This is a genomic window from Actinomyces haliotis, assembly GCF_015355765.1.
In the GTDB taxonomy this organism is placed as follows: Bacteria; Actinomycetota; Actinomycetes; order Actinomycetales; family Actinomycetaceae; genus Actinomyces; species Actinomyces haliotis.
In genome coordinates, this window is sequence record NZ_JACWNA010000012.1 from 36889 (window position 1) to 59991 (window position 23103).

A 23103-nucleotide genomic window follows, 5' to 3' on the forward strand; every position below is an offset into this window, starting at 1 on the left:
TCCTCAGGGCCGGGTACCGCTCCGCCTGGCGCCCCCCGCGGAGGTGCGGTGCGCCTCGAAGACGCCGTCGATCCTGCGCAGGGCGGCGAGCGTGTGGTCGAGGTGACTGGCCTCGGCGAGCTCGACGACGAAGCGCATCGTGGCCACGCGGTGCCGGCTCGTCGCCGTGTTCGCGCTCATGAGGTTGACGTGGTTGTCGGCGAAGGCTCGTGTGATGTCGGCGAGGAGCCCGCCGCGGTCCAACGCCTCGACCTCCAGCTGGACGAGGAAGGCGCTCTGGGCGTGGCTGGCCCAGCGCACGCCGATGAGCCGCTCGGGCTCCGTCTCGAGCTGCTCGACGTTCTGGCAGTCGGCCCGGTGCACCGAGATGCCGGAGCCGCGCGTGATGAACCCGACGATCGGGTCGCCGGGCATCGGGGTGCAGCAGCGGGCCAGCTTGACGTAGACGTCGCCTTCGTCCATGCCGTCGACGACGACGCCGCCGTCACCCTGACGGGCACGCGCCCGGTTCGCCGCGGCCCTGGTCGGCAGGACCCCCTCCGCGAGGGTCTCCTCGGTGCCCGCCTCCCCGCCGAGTGCGGCGACGAGGGTGTCGACGACGTGGGCCGCGGAGACGTGCCCCTCTCCGACGGCGGCGTAGAGGCCGTCGATGTCGCCCTTGTCGAGGGTCTTGGCGACGTCGGTGAGCGACTCGTGGTTCATGAGGCGCTGGATGGGAAGGTCCTTCTTGCGCATCGCCCGCGCGATGGCGCCCTTGCCCTCCTCGATGGCCTCCTCACGGCGCTCGCGCGAGAACCAGCCCTTGATCTTGTTGCGGGCTCGCGTCGACCCGACGAAGGCGAGCCAGTCCCGGCTGGGGCCCGCCCCCTGCGCCTTGGAGGTGAAGACCTCGACCGTGTCACCGTTCTCGAGCGGGGTGTCGAGGGGCACGAGCCGCCCGTTGACGCGGGCACCGACCGTGCGGTGCCCGACCTCGGTGTGGACGGCGTAGGCGAAGTCGACCGGTGTCGATCCGGCGGGCAGGGCCATGACGTCGCCCTTCGGGGTGAAGACGTAGACCTGGGTGCCGGCCATCTCGTAGCGCAGCGAGTCGAGGAACTCGGCCGGGTCCTGCGTCTCCTTCTGCCAGTCGACGAGCTGGCGCAGCCAGGCCATCTCCCCGGAGTCCCGCTCGACGACCTTGCCGCCCGCGGGACTCGGCCCGGTGGCGTTCGGGTCCTCCTTGTACTTCCAGTGGGCCGCCACGCCGTACTCCGCCATCCGGTGCATCTCGTGGGTGCGGATCTGGATCTCGACGGGCTTGCCGCCCGGGCCGACGACCGTCGTGTGCAGCGACTGGTAGAGGTTGAACTTGGGGACGGCGATGTAGTCCTTGAAGCGGCCGGACATCGGGGTCCAGCGCGAGTGCAGCGAGCCGAGGACGGCGTAGCAGTCCTGGATGGTGTCGACGATGACGCGCACGGCGACGAGGTCGTAGATGTCGTCGAAGTCCTTCCCCCGCACGATCATCTTCTGGTAGATCGAGTAGTAGTGCTTCGGTCTGCCGGTGACGACGCCCTTGACGTGGTTGACCCGCAGGTCCTCCTCGATCTGGAGGCGCACCTGGCGCAGGTACTCCTCGCGTGCGGGGGCGCGCTCCGCGACCATGTGCTCGATCTCCTCGTAGACGCCCGGGTAGAGCGCCTTGAAGGAGCGGTCCTCGAGCTCCCACTTGATCGTGTTCATGCCGAGGCGGTGCGCCAGCGGCGCGTAGATCTCGAGGGTCTCCTTGGCCTTGCGGGCAGCGTTCTCGGCGGAGACGTACTTCCACGTGCGCGCGTTGTGAAGGCGGTCGCCGAGCTTGATGACGAGCACGCGGATGTCCTTGGACATCGCGATGATCATCTTGCGGACGGTCTCGGCCTGGGCGGCCTCGCCGTACTGGAGCTTGTCGAGCTTGGTGACGCCGTCGACGAGCAGCGCGATCTCGTCACCGAAGTCGGCGCGAAGGTTGTCGAGCGTGTAGTCCGTGTCCTCGACGGTGTCGTGGAGGAGGGCGGCGGCGAGGGTCTGGGGCGTCATGCCGAGCTCGGCCAGGATCGTGGCCACGGCGACGGGGTGCGTGATGTAGGGCTCGCCCGACTTGCGGCGCTGGCCCGCGTGGGCCCTCTGCGCGACCTCGTAGGCACGCACGATGAGGCTCGTGTCCGCCTTCGGGTGGTTGGCACGCAGGGCCCGAAGCAGGGGCTCGATGGCGGGTGGGGTGGAGTGGCCGCGGGAGCCGAACCACGCGAGCCTGCTCCTCACGCGGGAGCCCGGGACGACCGTGGCGTCGCCGGTGCCTGCACTGCTCTTCGTCTCCGTCATGCTCGGATCATAGCCGTGACGGCCCTTACCTTCTGGTTGCTTCCGCGTCTCGGCCCCTCAGGGCGGGACCCGGCTCGGCGCGAGCGCGGCCGACGGCGCGGCGGACGGTCAGGCCGGTCCGCCCTGTCCGTCCCGGCCGCCCCCGCCCGCGACCGCGACCGCGGGCGACGGTGCGCGAGCCCCGGCCGGTGGGGCCGGGGCTCGCGTGACGGTCTGGGACTGAGCCTCAGGCGGACTCGAAGCTGACGACGGCGTCGACCTGGCGGCCGGGCAGCTTCTCGCGGCCGCCCAGGGCGCCGAGCTCGAGCAGGACGCAGGTGGCGACGACCTTCGCCCCGGCGGACTCGATGAGCTCGATCGACGCGGCGGCCGTGCCACCGGTCGCGAGAACGTCGTCGATGACGAGGACGCGGTCGCCCTCGCGGACGTCGTCGGGTCGCAGCTCCATGCGGGCCGTGCCGTACTCGAGGGCGTAGTCGACGCCGATGACCGGCGGCGGGAGCTTGCCGGCCTTGCGCACCGTGATCATGCCGACGCCGAGACGGACGGCGAGGGGCGCCGCGAGGATGAAGCCGCGCGACTCGAGGCCGGCGACGGCGTCGATGCGCCCGCGGTAGTGGGAGGCCAGCTCGTCGATGAAGGTGGCGAAGACGGGGCCGTTGGCCAGCAGCGGGGTGATGTCGCGGAACAGGATGCCCGGCTCCGGAAAGTCCTGCTGCTCGCGGAGGTTGTCCAGGACGATGCGCTGCAGGGACACGGGCAGCGCGTCCGGGAGCTCGTTCGACTGGGTCATGACCGCTTCTTCCTTCTCTTGGGCTGTGCGGCGGCACCGAGATGGTGCCCGGGGGTCAGGGGGGAGGCGACGGGCTCCGGGGTGACGGCGGACGCCGCCGCCGGGTCGCTCGCGACGGCGTCGGCGCGCTGGGCGCGCGCGTAGGCGACTCGCTCGGCCTGCTCGCGCACGCCCTTCTCACGGCCCCGGAGGTCGACGAGGAGCGGGGTGGCGAGGAAGATCGAGGACAGGGTGCCCGCGATCATGCCGATGAACAGCGTGAGGGCGATGTCGCGCAGGGTGCCCGCACCGAGGATGAAGGCGCCGACCACGAGGAGCGAGGCGACGGGCAGGACACCGACGATCGAGGTGTTGATCGAGCGGATGAAGGTCTGGTTGACGGCCAGGTTGGCGAGCTCGGCGTAGGTGGAGCGCGTCTGGGACTGGTAGCCGTCGGTGTTCTCACGGATCTTGTCGAAGACGACGACCGTGTCGTAGAGGGAGTAGCCGAGGATCGTGAGCACGCCGATGATCGTGGCGGGCGTGACCTCGAAGCCGCTGGCGGCGTAGACGCCGACCGTGATGACGATGTCGTGCACGAGGGCCAGGAGAGCCGCCACCGCCATCTTCCAGGTCCGGAAGTAGGCCCAGATGAGGGCGCCGACGAGCAGGAAGAAGATGACGAGGCCGCGGATCGCCTTGCTCGTGACGTCGCTCGACCAGGTCGGGCCGATCGACGTCGCGGAGACGTCGCTGTCGTCGACCTTGTAGGCCTTCGTGAGAGCCGCGGTGAGGTTGTCGAGGTCCTTCTTCTCCAGCGTGGTGGTCTGGATGCGGACCGCGGAGGATCCCATGGTCGTCACGGAGGCGGCGTCGACGCCCTCGTCCTTGAGCACCTTGTTGGCCGGTGACTCGGACGGGCTGGCGAGGCCGGTGATGGTGACCTCGGAGCCGCCCTTGAAGTCGATGCCGGGGTTGAGGCCCGGCTTCCACACGAGGATGGCTGAGGCCGCGATGACGAGAACGGCGATGGTGTACCAGATCCGCCGCTTCGGGACGAAGGGGACGGAGGTGCGTCCGGAGTAGAGCTCGTTGCCGAGCTGGGCGAGGGACTTCACTCCTGGCCCTCCTTTCGGCTCGTGGCCTGCGGGTCGACGGCGCCGTCCGCCTTCTGCGCGGTCACGGCGTGCGCGCCGTGGGCGGCGGGCTCCGTCTCCTGGCGGGCTCGGGCCTTGCGGCGCGCGAGCGACTCGCCGACCGCGGCGACGGCGGCCTCACGGCCCTTGCCGTAGGCGGAGCGGTTGCGTGCGCCGAGGTGCTCGGGGTCGAGGCCGGACAGGCGGTGCCCCTGCCCGAAGAAGGGGAAGCGCAGGATCCAGGCCATCATCGGGTGGGTGAAGGCCATGATGACGATGAGGTCGACGACGGTGGTGACGCCGAGGGTGAAGGCGAAGCCCTGGACGCCTCCGACGGCGAGGAAGTAGAGCACGACGGCGGCGACGAGGTTGACGGCGTCGGAGACGATGATCGTCTGGCGGGCGTGCTTCCAGCCCTCGTCCACGGCCGCGGAGAGGGTGCGTCCGTGGCGGACCTCGTCGCGGATGCGCTCGAAGTAGATGATGAAGGAGTCCATCGTGATGCCGATGGAGATGATGAGGCCGGCGACGCCCGCGAGGGACAGGCGGTAGCCCATCGTCCAGCTGAGCAGCGCGATCGCCAGGTAGGTGATGCCGGCGGCGACGAGCAGCGAGGCGACGGCGACGACTGCGAGACCGCGGTACTGCCACGCCAGGTAGAGGATGATGAGGATGAATCCGACGAGGCCGGCGATGAGGCCGTTGCGCAGCTGCTCGGTGCCCAGCGTCGCGGAGATCTGCTGCTCGGACTGGACCGTGAAGGTGAGCGGCAGGGAGCCGAAGGAGAGCTGGTTGGCCAGCGTGTTGGCCTCGGCCTGCTTGAAGTTGCCGGAGATCTGGACCTTGCCGTTGGTGATCGGGGTGGTGACGTCCGAGTTGAAGCCGGAGGCCATGATCGTCAGGCCGTCCAGGACGATGGCGAACTCGGCCTTCTGCGAGTCGGTCGAGGTCGTCGTCGACGAGCTGGAGGACGAGCTCGAGCTCTTGGCGGAGTCGCGGTAGGCGAGGAGTCGCTTGGAGACGGCGGCGAACTCCTTCGTGCCCTTCTTGTCGAACTCGATGGAGACGACCCAGTTGTTCGTCGTCTGGCCCTGGCTGGTCGTCTCGAGGCCGGAGGCCGCGCTGGCGATGTCGGTGCCGGAGATGTCCGCCGGGCCGAGGATGTAGGTGGCGCCGGAGCCGTCCTTGGCGCAGGAGATGACGGCCTTCCTCGGGTCCTGGGACTGGCCGGTGAGGTTCTTCTTGGCGGTGCAGTCCGTCATGTAGGCGTCGTAGATCATCTTCTCGGTGATCCACTTGTCCGAGGAGTTGTCGTCGCTCGTGGACTCCAGCGGGTCATCGCTGATCTTGCCGTCGCCGTTGACGTCCGCGTAGGACGAGGCGACCTCCGTCGGCGTGATGGTGGCCGGCTGGGTCGCCGCGGCGCTCGGGCTTGCCGCTGCGCTCGGGGCGGAGGCGGAGGCGCTCGCCGTGGCGGCGGCCTTCACCTGGGCGTTGTACGAGGAGGCGATGGCCTGGGCGGAGCCCTGGATGATCCGGATGACGGGCCGGAAGTAGAGGACCGCGGAGTTGCGGACGAGCTCGAGAGTCTGCTCGCTCGGGTGACCGGGCAGCGAGACGACGATGTTCTGGCCGCCCTGCCGGGAGATCTGGGCCTCTGAGACTCCGGAGGCGTCGACGCGCTGCCGGATGATCTCGATGGCCTGCGTGACGTCCTCGTCGGTGATCTTCGATCCGTCGGTGGTCGTCGGGGTGAGGATGATCTGCGTGCCGCCCTCGAGGTCGAGCGCGAGGCCCGGAGTCATCGAGGTGCGGTGCGTCGCCACGCCGGCGACGAGGGCGCCGTACCCGAGGGCGATGACGAGGAGGAGCACCAGGAGTCGTCGTCCCGGCTTCTTGATCTGCTTGGTGGACACGCGGTCTCTTCTCAGGATGTCGTGGGGAGGGTCGTCGAGGGCGGGACGACGGCGGTCCTGCCCGGCACGGCGCTCAGGCGTGCGTCCCGGACCCTTCCTCGGGCTCGGTGGCGACGGGCTCGTCGGCGGCGAGGCCCTCGGCGTCGACGACGGCGTCCTCGGCCGCGGTGCTGGAGGCGAAGGGCGGCTCCTCGGCGCCGACGACGGCGCTCTTGGCCCACAGGGACTCGTCGCCGAGCGGCGTCGCGAGGGTGACGACGTCGCCGTCGACCTCGACCACCGTTCCGTAGAACCCGGCGCGGGTCCGCACCCACGTTCCGGGGACCATCGCCTCCTCGGTCCGCCGCTCCTGCTCGGCCTGCATCTTCTGCTGCTGCTTGCGCGCGAAGTGGGACATGAGCCAGAACGCCAGGAGCATGACGACAAGGGCGGCGAGCATGGTGCGGACTCCGAATCGTTGAGGGGCGCCACCCCGTGGAGCACGAGGGGCCGCGGCGAGTCTAGGCCACGCCTCCGCGCGGGAGGCGGCGCGGGAGGCGGGAGGCGCGTCACGTCTCGGGGTGTGACTCGCGCTCCTCAGCCGAGGTAGGCCTCGCCCTCCGGCGGCTCGAGCCCGAGGTGGGCGTAGGCGGCGGGCGTCGCGGCGCGGCCGCGCGGCGTGCGCACGAGGAGGCCCTCGCGGAACAGGTACGGCTCGGCGACCGTCTCGATGGTCTCCGGCTCCTCGCCGACGCTGACGGCGAGGGTCGTGAGACCGACCGGGCCGCCGCGGAAGCGGGTGCACAGCGCCTCGAGGACGGAGCGGTCGAGGCGGTCGAGCCCGAGGGCGTCGACCTCGAAGACCTCGAGCGCTCCGCGGGCGGCGGCGAGGTCGAGGTGCCCGGGCGTGCCGTGCACCTCGGCCCAGTCCTGGACACGGCGCAGGAGGCGGTTCGCGATGCGCGGCGTGCCCCGCGAGCGGCGAGCGAGCTCCGTGGCGGCCTCAGGGTCCAGGTCGACGCCGAGGAGCCCGGCCGAGCGAGAGATGATGCGCGAGAGATCGTGCGGACCGTAGTACTCGAGGTGGCCGGTGAAGCCGAAGCGGTCGCGCAGCGGCGCGGGCAGGAGACCCGCACGAGTCGTTGCGCCAACGACGGTGAAGGGAGGGAGCGTCAGCGGGATCGACGTCGCCCCGGGCCCCTTGCCCACGACGACGTCGACGCGGTAGTCCTCCATCGCGAGGTAGAGCATCTCCTCGGCGGTGCGCGCGAGGCGGTGGATCTCGTCGATGAAGAGAACGTCGCCCTCCTCGAGGGACGACAGGATGGCCGCGAGGTCGCCGGCGTGCTGGATGGCCGGGCCGGACGTGAGCCGGAGTGAGCCGTCGACCTCGTTGGCGATGATCATGGCGAGGGTCGTCTTGCCGAGTCCGGGCGGCCCCGAGAGCAGCACGTGGTCCGGGGTGGCGCCACGCGCGATCGCGGCGCGCAGGACCACGGAGAGCTGACCGCGCACGACCTCCTGCCCCACGAAGTCCTCGAGGCGCTTCGGACGCAGCGCGGCCTCGGCGGCACGCTCGGTGTCGTCCGCTCCCCCGCCCACGAGGCGGTCCCCCGCCGGCCCGTAGGATCCGTACCCGCTGTCCTCAGCCACGGCGGCCACCTCCCAGCCAGCGCAGCGACGCGCGCAGGAGCTCCGGGACGGTCAGGGCGGCACCGTCGTCCTCTGCCGCGTCGGCCTCGACCGCCGCGACGGCCTGGGTGGCCGCGGCCTCGTTCCAGCCGAGCTGGACCAGGGCGGCGACCACGTCGGGGTTCGCCTGGACGCCGCCGGTCACCGGCCCCTCGGGCCCACCGGGTGCGAGCGGCGCGCCAGCACCCGTGACGGGCCCCAGCTTGTCGCCCACGTCGATGATGACGCGCTGCGCGCCCTTGGGACCGAGGCCGGGGACGCGCTTGAGTGCGGCCACGTCCTGGCCGGCGACGGCGCGCCGCAGCGCGTCAGGGGTGTGGACGGCGAGCATGGCGAGCGCGAGCTTGGCACCGACGCCCTTGGCTCCGAGCAGCACGCGGAAGCAGTCGCGCTCGTCAGCGTCGGCGAAGCCGTAGAGGGTGAGGGAGTCCTCCCGGACGATGAGCTCGGTGGCGAGGGACGTCTCCTCCCCCACGCGCAGCGATGCCAGGGTGGTCGGCGTGGCCAGGACGCTCACGCCGACTCCGCCGACCTCGATGACCGCGCCGGTCAGGGAGACGGAGGTGACGGTGCCGCGCAGTGACGCGATCACGGGTGGGCTCCTCCTCGTGCCGGGCGGGGAGCCGCGGCCTCGTCGCGCCGCAGCGCGTTCGAACAGACGTTCAGACCCTAGCAGCAGCCCGGCTCAGTGCCGCGCACGACGCGGGTCGACGGCGCCGTAGCGCCGGGCGGACGCCTGGGCCTGCGCCCACTGCTTCTGGGCCGGGGTGCGCGCCGAGGCCCGGACCGAGCCGCCGGCGGAGACCATCTCGGTGCCGCCGTCGACGCCGGTGCCGCCGCCGCGCCAGCCGTGGCAGATGGCCTGGGCGAGGGCGTCGGCGGCGTCAGCGGGCTTGGGCGGTGCGTCGAGGCCGAGGATGCGCTGCACCATCATCTGCACCTGGGGCTTGTCAGCCGTTCCCGACCCGGTGACGGCGGCCTTCGCCTCGCTCGGGGTGTGCTGGGCGACCTCGAGGCCGGCGCGGGCGCCGGCGACCATGACGACGCCCATGACCTGGGCGACGCCGATGACGGAGCGCAGGTTGTCCTGGGCGAAGACGCGCTCGACCGAGACGCTCGTGGGACCGAGACGCGCGATCCAGTCCTCGAGCGCGTCGGCGATGGCGAGGAGACGCAGCTCGGGGCTCTGGGAGGGCGGGGTCCGGACGACCCCGACCTCGACGAGCCTGGCGCGTCGCCGCGGGTCGATGTCGACGCAGCCGAAGCCGCAGCGCGTGAGCCCGGGGTCGATCCCGAGGACGCGCTGCTGGGCGACGACGGCCTGGGTGGAGCGCACGGCGGTGGTCTCGTCTCTCGTGCTGGTCGGAACGGTGCTCGTGGGGCAGGCGCCGGCCGGGGGGGGAGGATGAAAAAAGGAGCGGAGCCCGGGTACGGTAACGGCCCCGTCACCCGCGGTGGCAGGCGGCGGGACCGTACGAGCCGGTGCGGCTCAGTCCTCGTCCTCGTCGAGCTCGGCCGCGACCTCGGCGGAGATGTCGACGGAGGTGTAGACGTTCTGGACGTCGTCGAGGTCCTCGAGCGCGTCGATGAGGCGCATGACCTTGCGGGCGCCCTCGAGGTCGACCTCGACCTTGGTGCCTGCGACGAACTGCGACTCGGCGGAGTCGTACTCCATGCCGTTCTCCGTGACGGCGTTGCGCACGGCGATGAGGTCGGAGGGCTCGGAGATGACCTCGAAGGACTCAGCGCCCTCGACGACCTCCTCGGCGCCGGCGTCGAGGACGGCCATGAGGATGGTGTCCTCGTCGATGCCTTCGGCCTTGGCGATCTCGACGACGCCCTTGCGCTCGAAGTTGTAGGCGACGGAGCCCGGGTCGGCGAGGTTGCCGCCGGTGCGGGTGAAGGCGACGCGGACGTCCGAGGCGGCGCGGTTGCGGTTGTCGGTGAGGCACTCGACGAGGAAGGCAACGCCGGCGGGGCCGTAGCCCTCGTACATGATGGTCTGCCAGTCGGCGCCACCGGCCTCCTCGCCGCTGCCGCGCTTGACGGCGCGGGTGATGTTGTCGGCGGGAACGGAGTTCTTCTTGGCCTTCTGGATGGCGTCGAAGAGGGTCGGGTTGCCGGCGGGGTCACCGCCGCCGGTGCGGGCAGCGACCTCGATGTTCTTGATGAGGCGCGCGAAGAGCTTGCCGCGCTTGGCGTCGATCGCGGCCTTCTTGTGCTTGGTGGTCGCCCACTTGGAGTGTCCCGACATGTGTCCTCCTGGGTGTCGAAGTCAGGTGAGGGCCGCGGTGCCGCGCCCGGCCCCGGGTGAGGGGCGGTACAGGCCCACGGCGAGCCTCCGCCATCCTAGCGCCGGGGCGCGCCGCTCCCCCAGGAGCGAGTGCGCCACGACGCCTGGACGTGGCGAGGATCTCGCCCGCCGAGCCGTGAGACCCCTCCTGGGCGTGGGCTCGGTCGGGGCCGCGTCCCTCGGAGCGGGTCCGAGCCGGCACCGCCTCGACGTCGGCCGACGGCCGCAGGCTCAGTCCTCCTCGAGGATCTCGCGGACGACGCCGTCCCAGCCGCGCAGCAGCTCGCGAGCGAGTCCGGGAAGCGCCTCCGGGTAGACCGTCGTGCCGTTGGCGGCCGCGTCCTCGAGCTCGTCCAGGCGCCACCAGCGCAGTGAGTCGAGGACCTCCTGCTCGAGGTCGGTCCAGCCCGAGCGGTCCATCTCCCCGTCGGCGCCCTCGCTGGCCTCCGTCCGGTGGGGATCGAGGACCACGAGGAACATCTCCTCGTTCTGGCGCGCCGTGACGAGGTTGAAGATGAAGCGGCTCGAGCGGCGCACGACGGGGCCGACGAGCTCGGCGGGTGCGAGGACGACGCCGGTCTCCTCGCGCATCTCGCGGACGGCGGCCTCCCGAGGCTCCTCCCCCGGCATGATGCCGCCGCCGGGCGTGAAGGCCCACCAGTGGTCGGAGTCTCCGAAGTCGTGGCCGGTGACGAGGAGGATCGCGGGCTCGGGCTCCCGCCTGAGGGCGATGACCCGGGCGGCTCGCCGGGCAGGCAGCCCCTCGGCGTTGAGACGCCACTCCGTCGGATCGAGGAGCTGGCGCCAGTTCTCGGGCACGCGCACAGGATCCCGGCCGTCCTCGGTCAGCCGACCAGGCCGACCAGGCCGACCGGCGTCAGCGGGAGCCTCCCTCACGAGGCCGCGTCCCGAACCATCTGGACGAATGCGGCGTGGACCCGGTGGTCCGCGTCCATCTCCGGGTGGAAGGAGGTGGCGAGGAGACGGCCCTGTCGGACCGCGACGGCACGACCCGATCCGGTGGGGGCCGGGGTGGCTGCGTCGGCGCCTCCCGCGCGTCCGGATCGCGTCCGCGCGAGGACCTCGACACCCTCGCCGACGTCGTCGATCCACGGGGCCCGGATGAAGACCGCGTGCAGCGGGTGCGACTCGTCAGCGCCGAGCGCGGGCGCGAGCAGGTCCTCCTCGTAGGAGTCGACCTGGCGGCCGAAGGCGTTGCGCCGCACGGTGACGTCCAGGCCGCCGAGGCCGTGCTGCCCGGGCGCAGGGTTCTCGATGCGGTCCGCGAGCAGGATCATCCCCGCGCACGAGCCGTAGACGGGCAGGCCGTCCTCGACGAGCCGCCTCAGCGGCTCGCGCATGCCGAAGGAGGCGAGGAGCTTCTCCATGACGGTGGACTCGCCGCCCGGGATGATGAGGCCGTCGAGGGTCTCGAGGTCACGGGCCGAGCGCACGGCGACGGGGCGGGCACCCACGGCACCGAGGTGGAGGCCGTGCTCGCGCACGTCGCCCTGGAGGGCGAGGACACCGACGACCGGGCCGTCCGCGCCCCCGCTCGTCTCAGGGAACAGGGACCGCGGGTGGCGGGCCACCGTGACGCGACGGCCCGGCTGGGCCGCGCTCACCATCCGCGCTCGGCGAGGCGGTGCGGGACGGGGACGTCGTCGACGTTGATCCCGACCATGGCCTCGCCCAGGCCCCGCGACACCTCCGTGATGACGGCGGGGTCGTCGAACTGGGCCGTGGCGCGCACGATCGCGGCGGCGCGCTTGGCGGGGTCGCCCGACTTGAAGATGCCCGAGCCGACGAAGACGCCCTCGGCGCCCATCTGCATCATCATCGCGGCGTCCGCCGGTGTGGCGATGCCGCCCGCGGTGAAGAGGACGACGGGCAGGGAGCCGGTGCGCGCGACCTCGGCGACGAGCGGGTAGGGCGCACCGAGCTCCTTCGCCGCGAGGTAGAGCTCGTCCTCGGGCAGCGAGGTGAGACGACGGATCTCGTCGCGGATCGTGCGCATGTGGATGACGGCGTTGGAGACGTCGCCCGTGCCCGCCTCGCCCTTGGAGCGGATCATCGCGGCACCCTCGGTGATGCGGCGCAGCGCCTCCCCGAGGTTGGTCGCTCCGCAGACGAAGGGGACGGTGAACGCGTGCTTGTCGATGTGGTGGGAGTAGTCGGCGGGCGTGAGGACCTCGGACTCGTCGATGTAGTCGACGCCGAGCGACTCGAGGACCTGAGCCTCGACGAAGTGGCCGATGCGGGCCTTGGCCATGACCGGGATCGAGACGGTGTCGATGATGCCCTGGATGAGGTCCGGGTCGCTCATGCGGGCGACGCCCCCCTGGGCCCGGATGTCGGCGGGGACGCGCTCGAGCGCCATGACGGCGACCGCGCCGGCGTCCTCGGCGATACGGGCCTGCTCGGGGGTGACGACGTCCATGATGACGCCGCCCTTGAGCATGTCGGCCATCCCTCGCTTGACCGTGGGGGTGCCGGTGGTGGACGCGGTCTGCGGAGTGTCGCTGGTGGGCGTCTCAGTCATGCGTGGTGCTCCTCGGGTTCTCCGAACCGCTCGCGGGGCATGGTGCTCCCGGCGTGCCGGACGGTCCGGCTGAGGCCGAACTGTACGCGCGCGGTGCCCTCCCCGCGTACGGAGGCCGGAGCGCGGACCGGGCGGCCGGCCTCAGCCGCGCGCGAGGAAGACTCGGCGGCTCGCGGCGACCGAGTCGAGGAGCTCGCGCTCGGTCGTGGCGTAGTCCGCCTCGGCGTGCCCGTCGAGCCCCTGCTGACGCAGCTGGGCGAGGGCGGCCGTCGAGGTCTGGAACTCCTTCATCGCCTGGGCGGCGACGGGTCCGCGCCCGCGGGCCCAGCGGCGGGCGGCGGAGCGGCCGGACCCCGTGGTGAGCATGGTGATCTCGGCGGGGTCGAACCATCCGGCGCGGGCGTAGTCCATGAGGCGCTGCCGCATCGTCATGCGCTCGCTCCATCGCAGCCAGATGACGAGTGCCACGCAGGCCAGGAAGAAGGGGACCTCGACGAGGAGGTAGAGGCCGGGGGCGACGGAGATGACGCCGTTCCAGAAGGCGTGGAGCATCATGGCAGCCACCAGGCCGATCGGTGTCATCCACAGCCACGCGAGCCGCGACCGCATCCGGGAGCTCACGCCGATGGCCAGGCCCGTGCAGGCGGTGAAGGTGACGTGGGCGAAGGGCGAGAAGACGGCCCTCATGAGGAAGGTCTGCATGAGGGAGTCGGAGTACTGGACGAAGTAGAGGACGTTCTCGGCGAAGGCGAAGCCGCCGGCGACGACGGCGGCGTAGACGATGCCGTCGACGGGCCCGTTGAAGGTGCGCCGCCAGATGAGGTAGATGATGAGGACGCCGAGCCCCTTGGTGGACTCCTCGATGAGTGGCGCAGAGACGACCGCGGAGACGAGCTCGCCGCCAGATGGGTCCCCGGTCGAGGACGCGACGAGCACGGAGGCCGTCGTGTTGACGACGAGCGAGATGACGGTCGCGACGCCGGCTCCCCACAGGAAGGCGGCCAGCAGCACGCCGAAGGGCTCCGGCTCCCAGCGGTCGATCCAGAAGACGGCCGCCAGCACGATGACGAGCGGGATCATCGCCAGCGCGACCGGCAGGATGACGTGGCTCGAGCCGCCCGCGTTCATGGCGATGAGCCCGAGCATGATGAGCAGGCCCAGCCCGCCGACGACGGCGATGACGTACTTGGCGACGTCACCTCGGCGGCGGTGACGGGTGAGCGGAGCGGCCCAGCCGGGAGCCGGGGACGCAGCGCCGTGCGCGCTCGTCGCGGGGGCGCCCGCCCGACCGGCGGGTGCGCCGGACGCGGGGAGCCCCCCGCGCTGGTAGCCGGGCCTCGGTGCCCATCCTCCGGAGCCGGCCGCGGGACCGCTGGGGGTGCTCATGCGTCGTCGTCCTTCCCGGTCACGAGGGCGGTGGCGTCGTCGTCGATGTCGAAGGTGGCGGGTAGCGGCGCGCTGCCGGCGAGGTGGAGGAGGCGCACGCCCGGGCGGGCGCGCAGGCGCCGCGCCTCGGCGACGTGGGTGTTGTGGAAGCGGCGCGCCAGACCGAGCCGGTAGGAGGCGCGGTCCAGCCTGGCCAGGCAGTCGGCGCCGAGGGGGGTCTCGGCCACCTCGGCGCGGGCTCCCTCGTGGGCCACGGCGCGGATGACGCGCGTGAGGTCCGACTCGATGAGGGCGCGGGGACGTGCGGGACGGGCTCCTCCTCGCTCGTCCGGGTCGAGACCGTCGTCGACGACGGGCCCCTCGGCCTCGATCGCGTCGTGCGCCGCCCGTGAGAGGAGCAGGGAGCTCGCGGGGTCGAGGACGCCCGAGGCGGCGAGGTCGGCCGCGGCCTGAGCGCGGTGGGTGAGCTCGGCCTCGAGGGTGGCGCGGGCGCCGAGGACCTGGCGGTGCAGGCGGTCCACGCGCACGGCACGGACGTAGAGGAGCCAGCCCACGGCCACGGCGAGCACGACGACGAGCGCCACGATGGTCGTCCAGGCCCACGGCCCGGTGAAGGGGCCGGAGCGCAGCTCGTCCTCGGCCCCGACCACGGCGGGCAGGCCGGGGACGAGCCCCGTCCCCAGGATGACGGCGGAGCCGGTTGCGGTCGCGGCGGTCATGAGCCCTCCTCGCGGACGCCGCGCAGGCGCCCCATCATGGTCCGGCTGCCGGGCGCGACGCTGACGCGGGTGTGGGCGATCGACAGCGCCATGTCGTAGACGTCGAGGACGCGGTCGGTGACCGTCGACCAGTCGTACTGCCCGACGACGGCAGAGGCGGCCGACCGCCGGGCGTCCGAGGCCTCTCGGTCCGTGAGCGTCCCGATGATCGCCCGGGCGAGGTCGGCCCCGTCCCCGTTGTGGAAGAGGGCGCCGTAGCGTCCCCCGCCGAGGACGTCGGAGAAGGCGGCGAGGTCGCTGGCGACGACGTGCGTGCCGGCCGCCATGGCCTCGACGAGGACGATCCCGAAGGACTCGCCGCCGGTCTGGGGCGCGACGTAGACGCTGGAGGAGGCGAGGAGCGCGGCCTTGTCCTCGTCGGAGACCCCGCCCAGGAACTGGACGTGGTCGCCGAAGCGGGCGAGCTCGCGGCGCTGCTCCTCGGCCTCGCCGCGGCCCGCGATGAGGAAGCGGGCCCCGGGAAGGGCCTCGAGGACGGCCGGGACGGCCTCGGCGAGCACCTGGAGGCCCTTGCGGGGCTCGTCGACGCGACCGAGGAAGGAGATCGTCGGGGCCTCGGCGGTCCCCTTGAACCGCGGGTCGTCGCGGCGGGCCGCCCTGAAGGGGGCGACGTTGACACCGTTGGGGATGACGACGGCGTCGCCGCCGTGGTACTGGATGAGGGTCCGGCGGGCCTCCTCGGAGACGGCGATGCGCGCCGTGAGCCGCTCGACCCACTGCCCGGTGGCCGGTGAGAGGAGCTCGCGGGCCAGGGAGCGGTCCATCGCCGAGTGGAAGGTACCCACGAGAGGGCAGTCCGCGGCCTGGAGGACGAGGAGGCCGACGCTCGGGGTGATGGGCTCGTGGATGTGGACGAGGTCCAAGTCGTGCTCCTCGAGCCACCGGCGGGCGCGGCGGGCGACGGCCGCACCGAAGTTGAGCCGGGCGATCGAGCCGTTGTACGGGATGGCGACGGAGTCGCCGGCGCTCGTGACCCACTCGGGGTAGCCCTCGAGGCTGGAGGCCGGCGCGAGCACCTGGACCTCGTGGCCCCGGCCCCGCAGCTCGGCGGCGAGCTCGAGGACGTGGACCTGGACCCCGCCGTGGGCGTCGAGGGAGTACGGGCAGACGATGCCGATCCTCATGCGCATCCCTCCCCCGCGGTCGCGGCACCGGCGGGCGCCGGACCAGCCGTCGCCGCCGCCTCCTGGGCGGCGGTGTCGGCAGTGGCCTCGCGGGCGCGGCGACGGGCGAGGCGCTCCTGGTCGAGGTCGGCGTCGAAGACGGGCTGGAGCATGTGCCAGTCCTCTGCGTGCTCGGCGATGCGCGGTCCGAGGTCGGCGACCCAGGCTCGCGTCCAGGCCACGACCTTCTCCCGTCCCGTCAGCCCCTCGGGCTCCGGGACCGGGCGGATGGTGAGGACGACGCCCCAGGGGCCACCGGCGGCGCGACGGCGGCTGCCGGTGAGGCGCTCGTAGGCGACCGAGGCCGTGAAGAGCGGAACGCCGAGACGCTCGGCGAGGGCAGCCGGTCCGGCGGCGACGTGCGCGGGCTCGCCGCCCAGCGGCGCCTCGATGCCGGAGGAGGAGAGGTCCCGGTCGGCGAGGAGGGGGATGACGTAGCGCCCCTCCTGCGCGGCGGCGACGAGGCGCTCGAAGACCTTCTCGCCCTTGGCTTGGCCGATGATGCGCATGCCGAGCCCCTCGCGGAACGCGACGAACTGCTCGAAGAGGTCGGCCGGCTCGAGGCGCTCGGCGACGGTGAGGACCTGGGCGAGCTCGTCGCAGGCCCAGGCGCCCACGAGGTCCCAGTTGCCCATGTGCGGCAGGGCGATGACGATCGACCCCTGCGAGATGGCCTCCCAGGCGGAGGGGTCAACGTCCGGGCGCACGCGCGCGACGATCTGCTCCCGGCGGAGCCCCGGCAGGGCGAAGGCCTCGTAGAAGTAGCGCATGTAGGAGCGCATGCCGGCGCGGGTCGTGGCGCAGAGGACCCGCTCGCCGGTGCCCGCAGGCAGCAGGTGGGCGAGGTTGCGGCGCAGCTGCCCCACGCCCGTGCTCGAGCGGGTGACGCGCTGGACGGCCCACGCAGCGTCCCCGACGAGGTGGAAGAGCCCGTAGCCGACGGGAGCCGGCAGCCGACGGACATTGCGCCAGGCGAGGCGGTAGACGTCGTCGACGCCGGGCCGCCTCACTGCTCGGTCCCGTCGGTCGCGGCGGCGCGCTCGGCGGCCTCGCGGGCCGTGATCTGCGTCCGGACGGTGAGCACGCGCTGGATGACGGTGATGAGGGAGGCGATCGCGACCCACGTCAGGCCCGCGGTGATGACCCAGGTCGGGGCGCCGAGGCCCACGGCGAGGACGGCGAGCCCGATGACGACGAGGCGGTCCGTGCGCTCGGCGATGCCGACGGACGCGGTGGCCCCGACGGACTCGGCGCGCGCGCGAGCGTAGGGCACGGCGGCGGCGAGGACGACGCAGCAGGCGGCCAGCGACACGGTCCAGGTGCGCAGCGGTCCGGGGACCATGTGGAGGGCGGCCCAGACGGTGAGGGAGCCGAAGGCCGCGCCGTCAGCGAGGCGGTCCATCGTGGAGTCGAGGAAGGCTCCGAACTGGCTGGTCCGGCCGGTGGCCCGGGCGAGGATCCCGTCGAAGGAGTCGCCGATGAGGACGAGGACCATGAGCACCGGCCCGAGGACGAAGTGGCCCTGCGGGATGGTGAGGACGGCGACGGCGACGGAGGCGACGGTCCCGCCGACCGTGAGCATGTTGGGGGTGACGCCCATCTTGGCCATCGCCAGGGCGGGCTTGGTGAACAGGGCCTTGGTGAGGCCGCGTCCGTGCTGTCCGAGCATCTCTTCCTCAGGGTCGGGGTTCGGTCAGGCGCGGTGCCGGTGCCTCTGCGCCTGCGTCGGGTGGGCGGTGGGTGGTCAGTGCCCCGTGGGCTCCAGCCGTGTCGGCGCGGCGTCCCAGGCGGCCGCGAGCATGTCACGCTGCTCGCCGAGGAGCTGGGGCACCGGCTTGGTCCGCCCGATGATGGGCATGAAGTTCGCGTCGCCGGTCCACCGGGGCACGACGTGCTGGTGGAGGTGAGCGGCGATGCCGGCTCCCGCGACCTCTCCCTGGTTCATGCCCAGGTTGAAGCCGTGGGGGTGCGAGACGGCGCGGACGACCTCCATGGCACGGGCGGTGAGGCGCCCGATCTCGACCCGCTCCGCCTCGCTCGCCTCGGTCCAGTCGGAGAGGTGGCGGTACGGGCACACCAGCAGGTGGCCCGTGTTGTACGGGTAGAGGTTCATGAGGACGTAGGCGTTCTCGCCCCTGTGCACGATGAGCGCGTCCTCGTCCTCGCGGCCCGGGGCCGCGCAGAAGGGGCACTCGGACTCGCTGGAGTCCTTCGGCTTGTTCTCCCCGCCGATGTAGACCATGCGGTGCGGGGTCCACAGGCGTCCGAAGGGGTCGGGCGCGTCGGCGTGCTGGAAGGGTGCCTCGACGGTGACGGGGCCGTCCGGGCCGTCGACGACGGTCCCGGGGAGGTGCTGGAGGTCGCGGGGCTGAGCGCTGTCAGTCACGGACCGGCTTCTCCCCCGCCGGGTCGTTGACGCGCTCGGCGATGACGCGGGTGACGTGCTCGATCGCCTCGTCGACGGGCACCTGGTTCACCTGGGAGCCGTCCCGGAAGCGGAAGGAGACGGCGCCGGCGTCGACGTCGTCGCCGCCCGCGATGAGCGTGAAGGGCACCTTCTCCTTGGAGGCGTTGCGGATCTTCTTGCCGAAGCGGTCGTCGGACAGGTCCGTCTCGACGCGGACGCCGCGCTCGCGGAGCCGCTGGGCGACGTCCTTGACATAGTCGTCGAAGGCCTCGGCGACGGGGACGAGGCGCACCTGGACGGGCGCCAGCCAGGCCGGGAAGGCGCCGGCGTAGTGCTCGGTGAGGACGCCGATGAAGCGCTCGACGCTGCCCAGCTTGGCGGAGTGCAGCATGATCGGGCGCTGGTGGGTGCCGTCGGCGGCCGTGTACTCGAGGTCGAAGCGCTCGGGCTGGTTGAAGTCGTACTGGATGGTGGACATCTGCCAGGTGCGCCCGATGGCGTCGCGAGCCTGCACGGAGACCTTGGGGCCGTAGAAGGCGGCGCCGCCCGGGTCGGGGACGAGGTCGAGGCCGGTCGAGGTGCAGACGTCCTCGAGGACGCGGGTGGCGGTCTCCCAGTCCTCGTCGGAGCCGATGAACTTGTCCTTGTGGGCGCCGTCGGTCGCGCGGGTGGAGAGCTCGAGGTAGAAGTCGTTGAGGCCGAAGGCCTGGAGGATCGAGATGAAGAACTCGATCTGCTTCTTGATCTCGGCGGGCGCCTGCTCGCGGGTGCAGTAGGTGTGGGAGTCGTCCTGGGTGAAGCCGCGCATGCGGGTCAGGCCGTGGACGACGCCGGACTTCTCGTAGCGGTAGTCGTGGCCCATCTCGAAGAAGCGCAGGGGCAGCTCGCGGTAGGAGCGGCCGCGGGCGCGGAAGATGAGGTTGTGCATCGGGCAGTTCATGGCCTTGAGGTAGTACTCCTGGCCGGCCTTGGTGACGTTGCCCTCGGCGTCGGTCTCCTCGTCGACGAGCATCGGCGGGAACATCGTGTCCGCGTAGTAGGGCAGGTGGCCCGAGGTGTGGAAGAGGTTGCCCTTCGTGATCTCCGGCGTGTGGACGAAGTCGAAGCCGGCCTCCTCGTGGCGCTTGATGACGTACTGCTCGATCTCGTGGCGCAGGATCCCGCCCTTGGGGTGGAAGACGACGAGACCGGGACCGATCTCCTCCGGGAAGGAGAAGAGGTCGAGCTCGGCGCCGAGCTTGCGGTGGTCGCGACGGGCGGCCTCGGCCATGCGGTCCTGGTAGGCCTTGAGGTCCTCCGTGCTGGCCCAGGCGGTGCCGTAGATGCGCTGGAGGGAGTCGTTGGCCTGGTCGCCCTTCCAGTACGCCGAGGAGGACTTGGTGAGGGCGAAGCCGTTGCCGATGAGCTTCGTGGTCGGGAGGTGGGGACCGCGGCACAGGTCCTTCCAGGCGACCTCGCCGTTGCGACGGACGTTGTCGTAGATGGTGAGCCCGGACTCGCCGACCTCGACCGAGGCCGAGGCCTCGGCGCCCTTGCCCTTGGTGGTGATGAGCTCGAGCTTGTAGGGCTGGTCGGCGAGCTCGACCTGCCCCTCCTCCTCGGAGATGTCGCGGCGGACGAAGGACTGCCCCTCCTTGACGATGCGCTTCATGCGCTTCTCGATGTCCTTGAGGAGCTCGGGGGTGACGGCGTCGATGTTGCCGAAGTCGTAGTAGAAGCCGTCGGTGATGAAGGGGCCGATGCCGAGGTTGACGTCGGGGAAGATCTCCTGGACGGCCTGGGCCATGACGTGGGTCGCGCTGTGGCGCAGGATGTTGAGGCCGTCCTCGGAGGCCAGCGTGATGGGCTCGACGACGGCGCCGGCCGGCACCTGGCGGGCGAGGTCCCAGGGCTCGCCGTCGACCTTCATGGCGACGACGTCGCGGTCCGCCTCGAAGAGCGCGGTTCCCGTGGTGCCCTCCTCGATGCTGCGCTGGGCACCGTCGAGGGTGATGTCGATGCTGGGCTGAGATGGCACGGGGTTCTCCTGCGTGGTGGGGGTGGGGCGCTGCACTGGTGCACCCGCTTCTTCGTCCGTCACTCTACCGCCGGGTCCCGACGGCTCCTCCGCACGGTGGCGGAGGCGCCGGGCACACCCGGCGACCGCCGCCCGCGGCGGGGCGCCCGGCCGTCCGGGTCAGCTCCGGGCGCCGCGTCCGAGGGCGCCCACGGTCGTGCGCAGGGCTCGAGCCACTGCGGCCGCCCCGGCACGAGCGCGCGGCTCGACGTCCCGGCGCAGGGTCGTCCTCGTGCGCTTGGCGGCCACCATCCCCGCGTAGAGGACGGGCCGGACCGGGAGGTCCCAGGCGCCGTCGACCTCGGTGGCGTGCTTCGCGAAGCGCTTCTTGTAGCGACCGACGCTGTAGAGGCTCGGGACGCGGGAGGACTCGGCGCCCATGAGGTCGAAGCCGACCTTGCCCTCCTCGGCCAGGGTGCAAGCGACGAACCAGTCGAGGGCCTCGGCGGCCCGGAAGCCGCGGGAGGCGTTCGAGGAGGCCCCGTAGTAGGCGACGGCGTGGCGGCCGACGACGGTGACGAGGTCCCACGCGTGGGGCTCGCCGTCCTTGCGCAGGACGAAGAGTCGGGCGTGCTCCGGACCGAGCTCGGTGAGGAGCCGCCAGTAGACCTCGCTGGGGTGCGGGCGGAAGCCGTCGCGCCGGGCGGTCTCCACCATGACGTCGTAGACCTCGTCGAAGGCGGCGCGGTCGAGCCCCGTCTCCTCGGCGATCGTGCAGCCGGCCTCGCGGGCGACGCGCTCGGCCCGGCGCACGCCGCGGCGCCCGTCCTTGGGCATGGCGTCGCTCATGGCCTCCGGAGTGCCCGGGGTGAGGTCGATGACGACGGTGCGGTCGTACGTGATCGTCGAGAGGAGCTCATGAAGGCCCGGGGCCTGGAACCGGGCGTGGAGCCGGATGAAGGCGGTCCGGGGCTCACGACGGCGGACCTCGGCGAGGAGCAGCGCGCGCAGCTCGGCCTCCCGCTCGGGGGTCTGCTCCTTGAGCCAGACGGGCCCGTGCTTGGCCCAGAGGAAGGTCTGCCCGTGGACCTCATAGCGGTAGAGGGCGAGGGCGGCCGTGGGCCTCCCGTCGGCGACGTACACGTAGCGGCCGAAGAGGGAGCGCCCCATGGAGCGCTCGAAGCGCTCCCACGCCTCGGTCTGCTCGACCGGCGCCGGCGTGTTCCCGACGGCGATGCGCATCTCCTTGGCGCTCACGCGGGCGAGGCTGCTCGACGTCTCGGTCGGGGCGGTCGGCAGGGGCACGCTCTCTCCTCGTGGCTCGGATCGCGGGGCCCCCGACGGGAGCCGCTGCGCGACCCTCAGATGCTATCGACGCCGTTGGCTCCACGTATCGTCCCGGAGGAGGAGACGCGTCCCGCCCGGGTCCGCTCACCGGAGGGTCGCGACCGCCTCAGTGGCCGAGCCGGTGCGCCAGGGCGTTGAGGAACCGGTAGCGCCGCGGCCTGAGGACGATCTCCACCGGTGCGGAGACCCGCGTGATCTCCTGCGTCCACTTCGTCTTGAAGTTGTTGAGCGTGCTCAGCTCGGGGGCGAAGTCGGAGCCGATGGCGACGAGGTCGACCGCTCTGACTCCGTCGGCCTGGAGCGCGAGGAGACCGGTGTAGAGGGTGAGGTCGGGAGCGTAGTTGCGCCGTGCCTCCTCGCTGGAGGCGGCCACCTCGTAGGTGGCGAAGTCGCCGCGGACGATGAACATTCCCCAGTTGACGGGGCGCCCCTCCTCGCGGCCGACGAAGAGCCGGGCCATGCCACGGTCCCGGAAGAACGTGAAGAAGGACCAGTAGTGGTCGGCGTCGTAGTCCTTGAAGCCCTGGCGGTCGGCGGTCTCGTGCATGATGGCGATGAGCTGGTCGAAGCCGGCCCGGTCGATGGCGGTCTCCTCGGAGACCGTCGCCCGGCACTCGCGGCCGGCCTTGTTGACGTCGCGGCGCCCGCGCTTCTTCATGCGGGCGCGCAGGTCCTCCTCCGTGCCGGTCGTGTCGATGATGATCGTGGAGTCGTGCCCGTAGATCTGCTGGCAGGTGGGGACGATGCCGGTGACCTCCTCGTGGTGGAGGACGTGGAGCCGGATGAAGGACTGGGTCGGGTCGACCGTGGCGACCCAGCGGCGCAGGGCGTCCACGAGAGCCTGCTCCTCGGCCGCGGTCGGCTCGTCACCCACCCACACCGGCGAGCCGTCCGCCCAGAGGAACGCCATGCGCCGGATGTGAAACTGGCGCAGCGTGAGGACCGCGCGGGGCGAGGTCGAGCCGACCGGCCAGTACGCGACGCGCGAGCCGTTCCACAGCTCCCGCTCGGGGAGGGTCGCCGCGTACCCGTCCCAGGCCACGGACGCGCGGTGCGGGTAGGGCTGGCCGGCGATGAGCTCGTCGTAGTCGTCGTCGGTGACCGGGCGGAAGATCGCGTGGGAGCTGGGCATGGTTCCTCGTGTGGGTTCGGTCGGTCGCGCCGTCGGGTCGGCGTACCGGGGGGCAGGAGAGGGTACGGGGGACGAGGCGGCGCTGGGCCGCTCAGAGGTAGAGGCCCTCGGGGCGGGGGTAGAAGCGGCCCAGCTTGCGGAGGTAGTTGAGCCGCTGGAGCCGGACGACGACGGCGCGCCGCAGGTCCTTCTCCTCGGGGTTCACGAGCGGGTCCTG

The 23103-nt window shown here is 72.0% G+C and carries 21 protein-coding genes; all 21 read right to left on the minus strand.

Annotated elements, in window-relative coordinates; genetic code table 11:
- Positions 1–3: 3 nt before the first annotated feature.
- Positions 4–2346, minus strand: coding sequence for a RelA/SpoT family protein (locus IXW69_RS06990; protein WP_194785636.1), 2343 nt, complete (start codon positions 2344–2346; stop codon positions 4–6).
- A 226-nt stretch (positions 2347–2572) separates the two neighbouring features.
- Complete coding sequence (locus tag IXW69_RS06995; RefSeq protein ID WP_194785637.1) at positions 2573–3139, minus strand: adenine phosphoribosyltransferase; 567 nt, start codon at positions 3137–3139, stop codon at positions 2573–2575.
- Positions 3136–4236: a protein translocase subunit SecF gene (gene secF / locus IXW69_RS07000; RefSeq protein ID WP_194785638.1), complete on the minus strand. Its 1101-nt coding sequence runs from the start codon at positions 4234–4236 to the stop codon at positions 3136–3138. The genes IXW69_RS06995 and secF overlap by 4 nt, the downstream gene beginning before the upstream one ends.
- Complete coding sequence (gene secD, locus IXW69_RS07005) at positions 4233–6170, minus strand: protein translocase subunit SecD (RefSeq protein ID WP_194785639.1); 1938 nt, start codon at positions 6168–6170, stop codon at positions 4233–4235. The genes secF and secD overlap by 4 nt, the downstream gene beginning before the upstream one ends.
- Positions 6171–6243: 73 nt before the next feature.
- Positions 6244–6609: a preprotein translocase subunit YajC gene (locus tag IXW69_RS07010; RefSeq protein WP_194785640.1), complete on the minus strand. Its 366-nt coding sequence runs from the start codon at positions 6607–6609 to the stop codon at positions 6244–6246.
- 137 nt (positions 6610–6746) lie between these two features.
- Positions 6747–7811, minus strand: coding sequence for a Holliday junction branch migration DNA helicase RuvB (gene ruvB, locus IXW69_RS07015; protein WP_407646545.1), 1065 nt, complete (start codon positions 7809–7811; stop codon positions 6747–6749).
- Positions 7795–8433, minus strand: a complete 639-nt coding sequence (ruvA, locus tag IXW69_RS07020) for a Holliday junction branch migration protein RuvA (RefSeq protein ID WP_194785642.1) — start codon at positions 8431–8433, stop codon at positions 7795–7797. Before ruvA ends, ruvB begins: the two co-directional genes overlap by 17 nt.
- Before the next feature lie 93 nt (positions 8434–8526).
- Positions 8527–9132: a crossover junction endodeoxyribonuclease RuvC gene (locus IXW69_RS07025; protein ID WP_194785657.1), complete on the minus strand. Its 606-nt coding sequence runs from the start codon at positions 9130–9132 to the stop codon at positions 8527–8529.
- Positions 9133–9330: 198 nt separating this feature from the next.
- Entirely contained in the window at positions 9331–10095 is a 765-nt protein-coding gene (locus tag IXW69_RS07030; RefSeq protein WP_194785643.1) for a YebC/PmpR family DNA-binding transcriptional regulator, read from the minus strand.
- 270 nt (positions 10096–10365) lie between these two features.
- Positions 10366–10953: an NUDIX hydrolase gene (locus tag IXW69_RS07035; RefSeq protein WP_323745221.1), complete on the minus strand. Its 588-nt coding sequence runs from the start codon at positions 10951–10953 to the stop codon at positions 10366–10368.
- A 74-nt stretch (positions 10954–11027) separates the two neighbouring features.
- Positions 11028–11762, minus strand: a complete 735-nt coding sequence (gene pdxT, locus IXW69_RS07040) for a pyridoxal 5'-phosphate synthase glutaminase subunit PdxT (RefSeq protein WP_194785644.1) — start codon at positions 11760–11762, stop codon at positions 11028–11030.
- On the minus strand, positions 11756–12676 hold the full coding sequence (gene pdxS / locus IXW69_RS07045) for a pyridoxal 5'-phosphate synthase lyase subunit PdxS (RefSeq protein ID WP_194785645.1): 921 nt from the start codon (positions 12674–12676) through the stop codon (positions 11756–11758). Before pdxS ends, pdxT begins: the two co-directional genes overlap by 7 nt.
- Before the next feature lie 141 nt (positions 12677–12817).
- Positions 12818–14062, minus strand: coding sequence for a PrsW family intramembrane metalloprotease (locus tag IXW69_RS07050; protein WP_194785646.1), 1245 nt, complete (start codon positions 14060–14062; stop codon positions 12818–12820).
- Positions 14059–14781, minus strand: coding sequence for a hypothetical protein (locus tag IXW69_RS07055; RefSeq protein ID WP_228524999.1), 723 nt, complete (start codon positions 14779–14781; stop codon positions 14059–14061). The genes IXW69_RS07050 and IXW69_RS07055 overlap by 4 nt, the downstream gene beginning before the upstream one ends.
- A complete protein-coding gene (locus tag IXW69_RS07060) occupies positions 14778–15965 on the minus strand; it encodes a glycosyltransferase family 4 protein (RefSeq protein WP_194785647.1) in 1188 nt (395 codons plus the stop codon). Before IXW69_RS07060 ends, IXW69_RS07055 begins: the two co-directional genes overlap by 4 nt.
- Positions 15962–17014: a phosphatidylinositol mannoside acyltransferase gene (locus IXW69_RS07065; RefSeq protein WP_194785648.1), complete on the minus strand. Its 1053-nt coding sequence runs from the start codon at positions 17012–17014 to the stop codon at positions 15962–15964. Before IXW69_RS07065 ends, IXW69_RS07060 begins: the two co-directional genes overlap by 4 nt.
- A complete protein-coding gene (gene pgsA / locus IXW69_RS07070) occupies positions 17011–17673 on the minus strand; it encodes a phosphatidylinositol phosphate synthase (protein WP_194785649.1) in 663 nt (220 codons plus the stop codon). Before pgsA ends, IXW69_RS07065 begins: the two co-directional genes overlap by 4 nt.
- 75 nt (positions 17674–17748) lie before the next feature.
- Positions 17749–18390, minus strand: coding sequence for an HIT family protein (locus IXW69_RS07075; RefSeq protein ID WP_194785650.1), 642 nt, complete (start codon positions 18388–18390; stop codon positions 17749–17751).
- Positions 18383–20428, minus strand: coding sequence for a threonine--tRNA ligase (gene thrS, locus IXW69_RS07080; RefSeq protein ID WP_194785651.1), 2046 nt, complete (start codon positions 20426–20428; stop codon positions 18383–18385). Before thrS ends, IXW69_RS07075 begins: the two co-directional genes overlap by 8 nt.
- 159 nt (positions 20429–20587) lie before the next feature.
- Entirely contained in the window at positions 20588–21712 is a 1125-nt protein-coding gene (locus IXW69_RS07085) for a lipid II:glycine glycyltransferase FemX (RefSeq protein ID WP_323745222.1), read from the minus strand.
- 148 nt (positions 21713–21860) lie between these two features.
- Positions 21861–22886: a lipid II:glycine glycyltransferase FemX gene (locus tag IXW69_RS07090; protein ID WP_194785652.1), complete on the minus strand. Its 1026-nt coding sequence runs from the start codon at positions 22884–22886 to the stop codon at positions 21861–21863.
- Positions 22887–23103: the final 217 nt, after the last annotated feature.

Excerpts from the sequence above, each read along its gene's own strand:
- IXW69_RS07055 (WP_228524999.1), bottom strand. The coding sequence starts at position 14,781 with ATGACCGCCGCGACCGCAACCGGCTCCGCCGTCATCCTGGGGACGGGG.
- pgsA (WP_194785649.1), bottom strand. The coding sequence starts at position 17,673 with ATGCTCGGACAGCACGGACGCGGCCTCACCAAGGCCCTGTTCACCAAG.
- IXW69_RS07030 (WP_194785643.1), bottom strand. The coding sequence starts at position 10,095 with ATGTCGGGACACTCCAAGTGGGCGACCACCAAGCACAAGAAGGCCGCG.
- IXW69_RS07010 (WP_194785640.1), bottom strand. The coding sequence starts at position 6,609 with ATGCTCGCCGCCCTTGTCGTCATGCTCCTGGCGTTCTGGCTCATGTCC.
- pdxT (WP_194785644.1), bottom strand. The coding sequence starts at position 11,762 with ATGGTGAGCGCGGCCCAGCCGGGCCGTCGCGTCACGGTGGCCCGCCAC.
- pdxS (WP_194785645.1), bottom strand. The coding sequence starts at position 12,676 with ATGACTGAGACGCCCACCAGCGACACTCCGCAGACCGCGTCCACCACC.
- IXW69_RS06995 (WP_194785637.1), bottom strand. The coding sequence starts at position 3,139 with ATGACCCAGTCGAACGAGCTCCCGGACGCGCTGCCCGTGTCCCTGCAG.
- IXW69_RS06990 (WP_194785636.1), bottom strand. The coding sequence starts at position 2,346 with ATGACGGAGACGAAGAGCAGTGCAGGCACCGGCGACGCCACGGTCGTC.
- IXW69_RS07050 (WP_194785646.1), bottom strand. The coding sequence starts at position 14,062 with ATGAGCACCCCCAGCGGTCCCGCGGCCGGCTCCGGAGGATGGGCACCG.
- IXW69_RS07060 (WP_194785647.1), bottom strand. The coding sequence starts at position 15,965 with ATGAGGATCGGCATCGTCTGCCCGTACTCCCTCGACGCCCACGGCGGG.
- IXW69_RS07090 (WP_194785652.1), bottom strand. The coding sequence starts at position 22,886 with ATGCCCAGCTCCCACGCGATCTTCCGCCCGGTCACCGACGACGACTAC.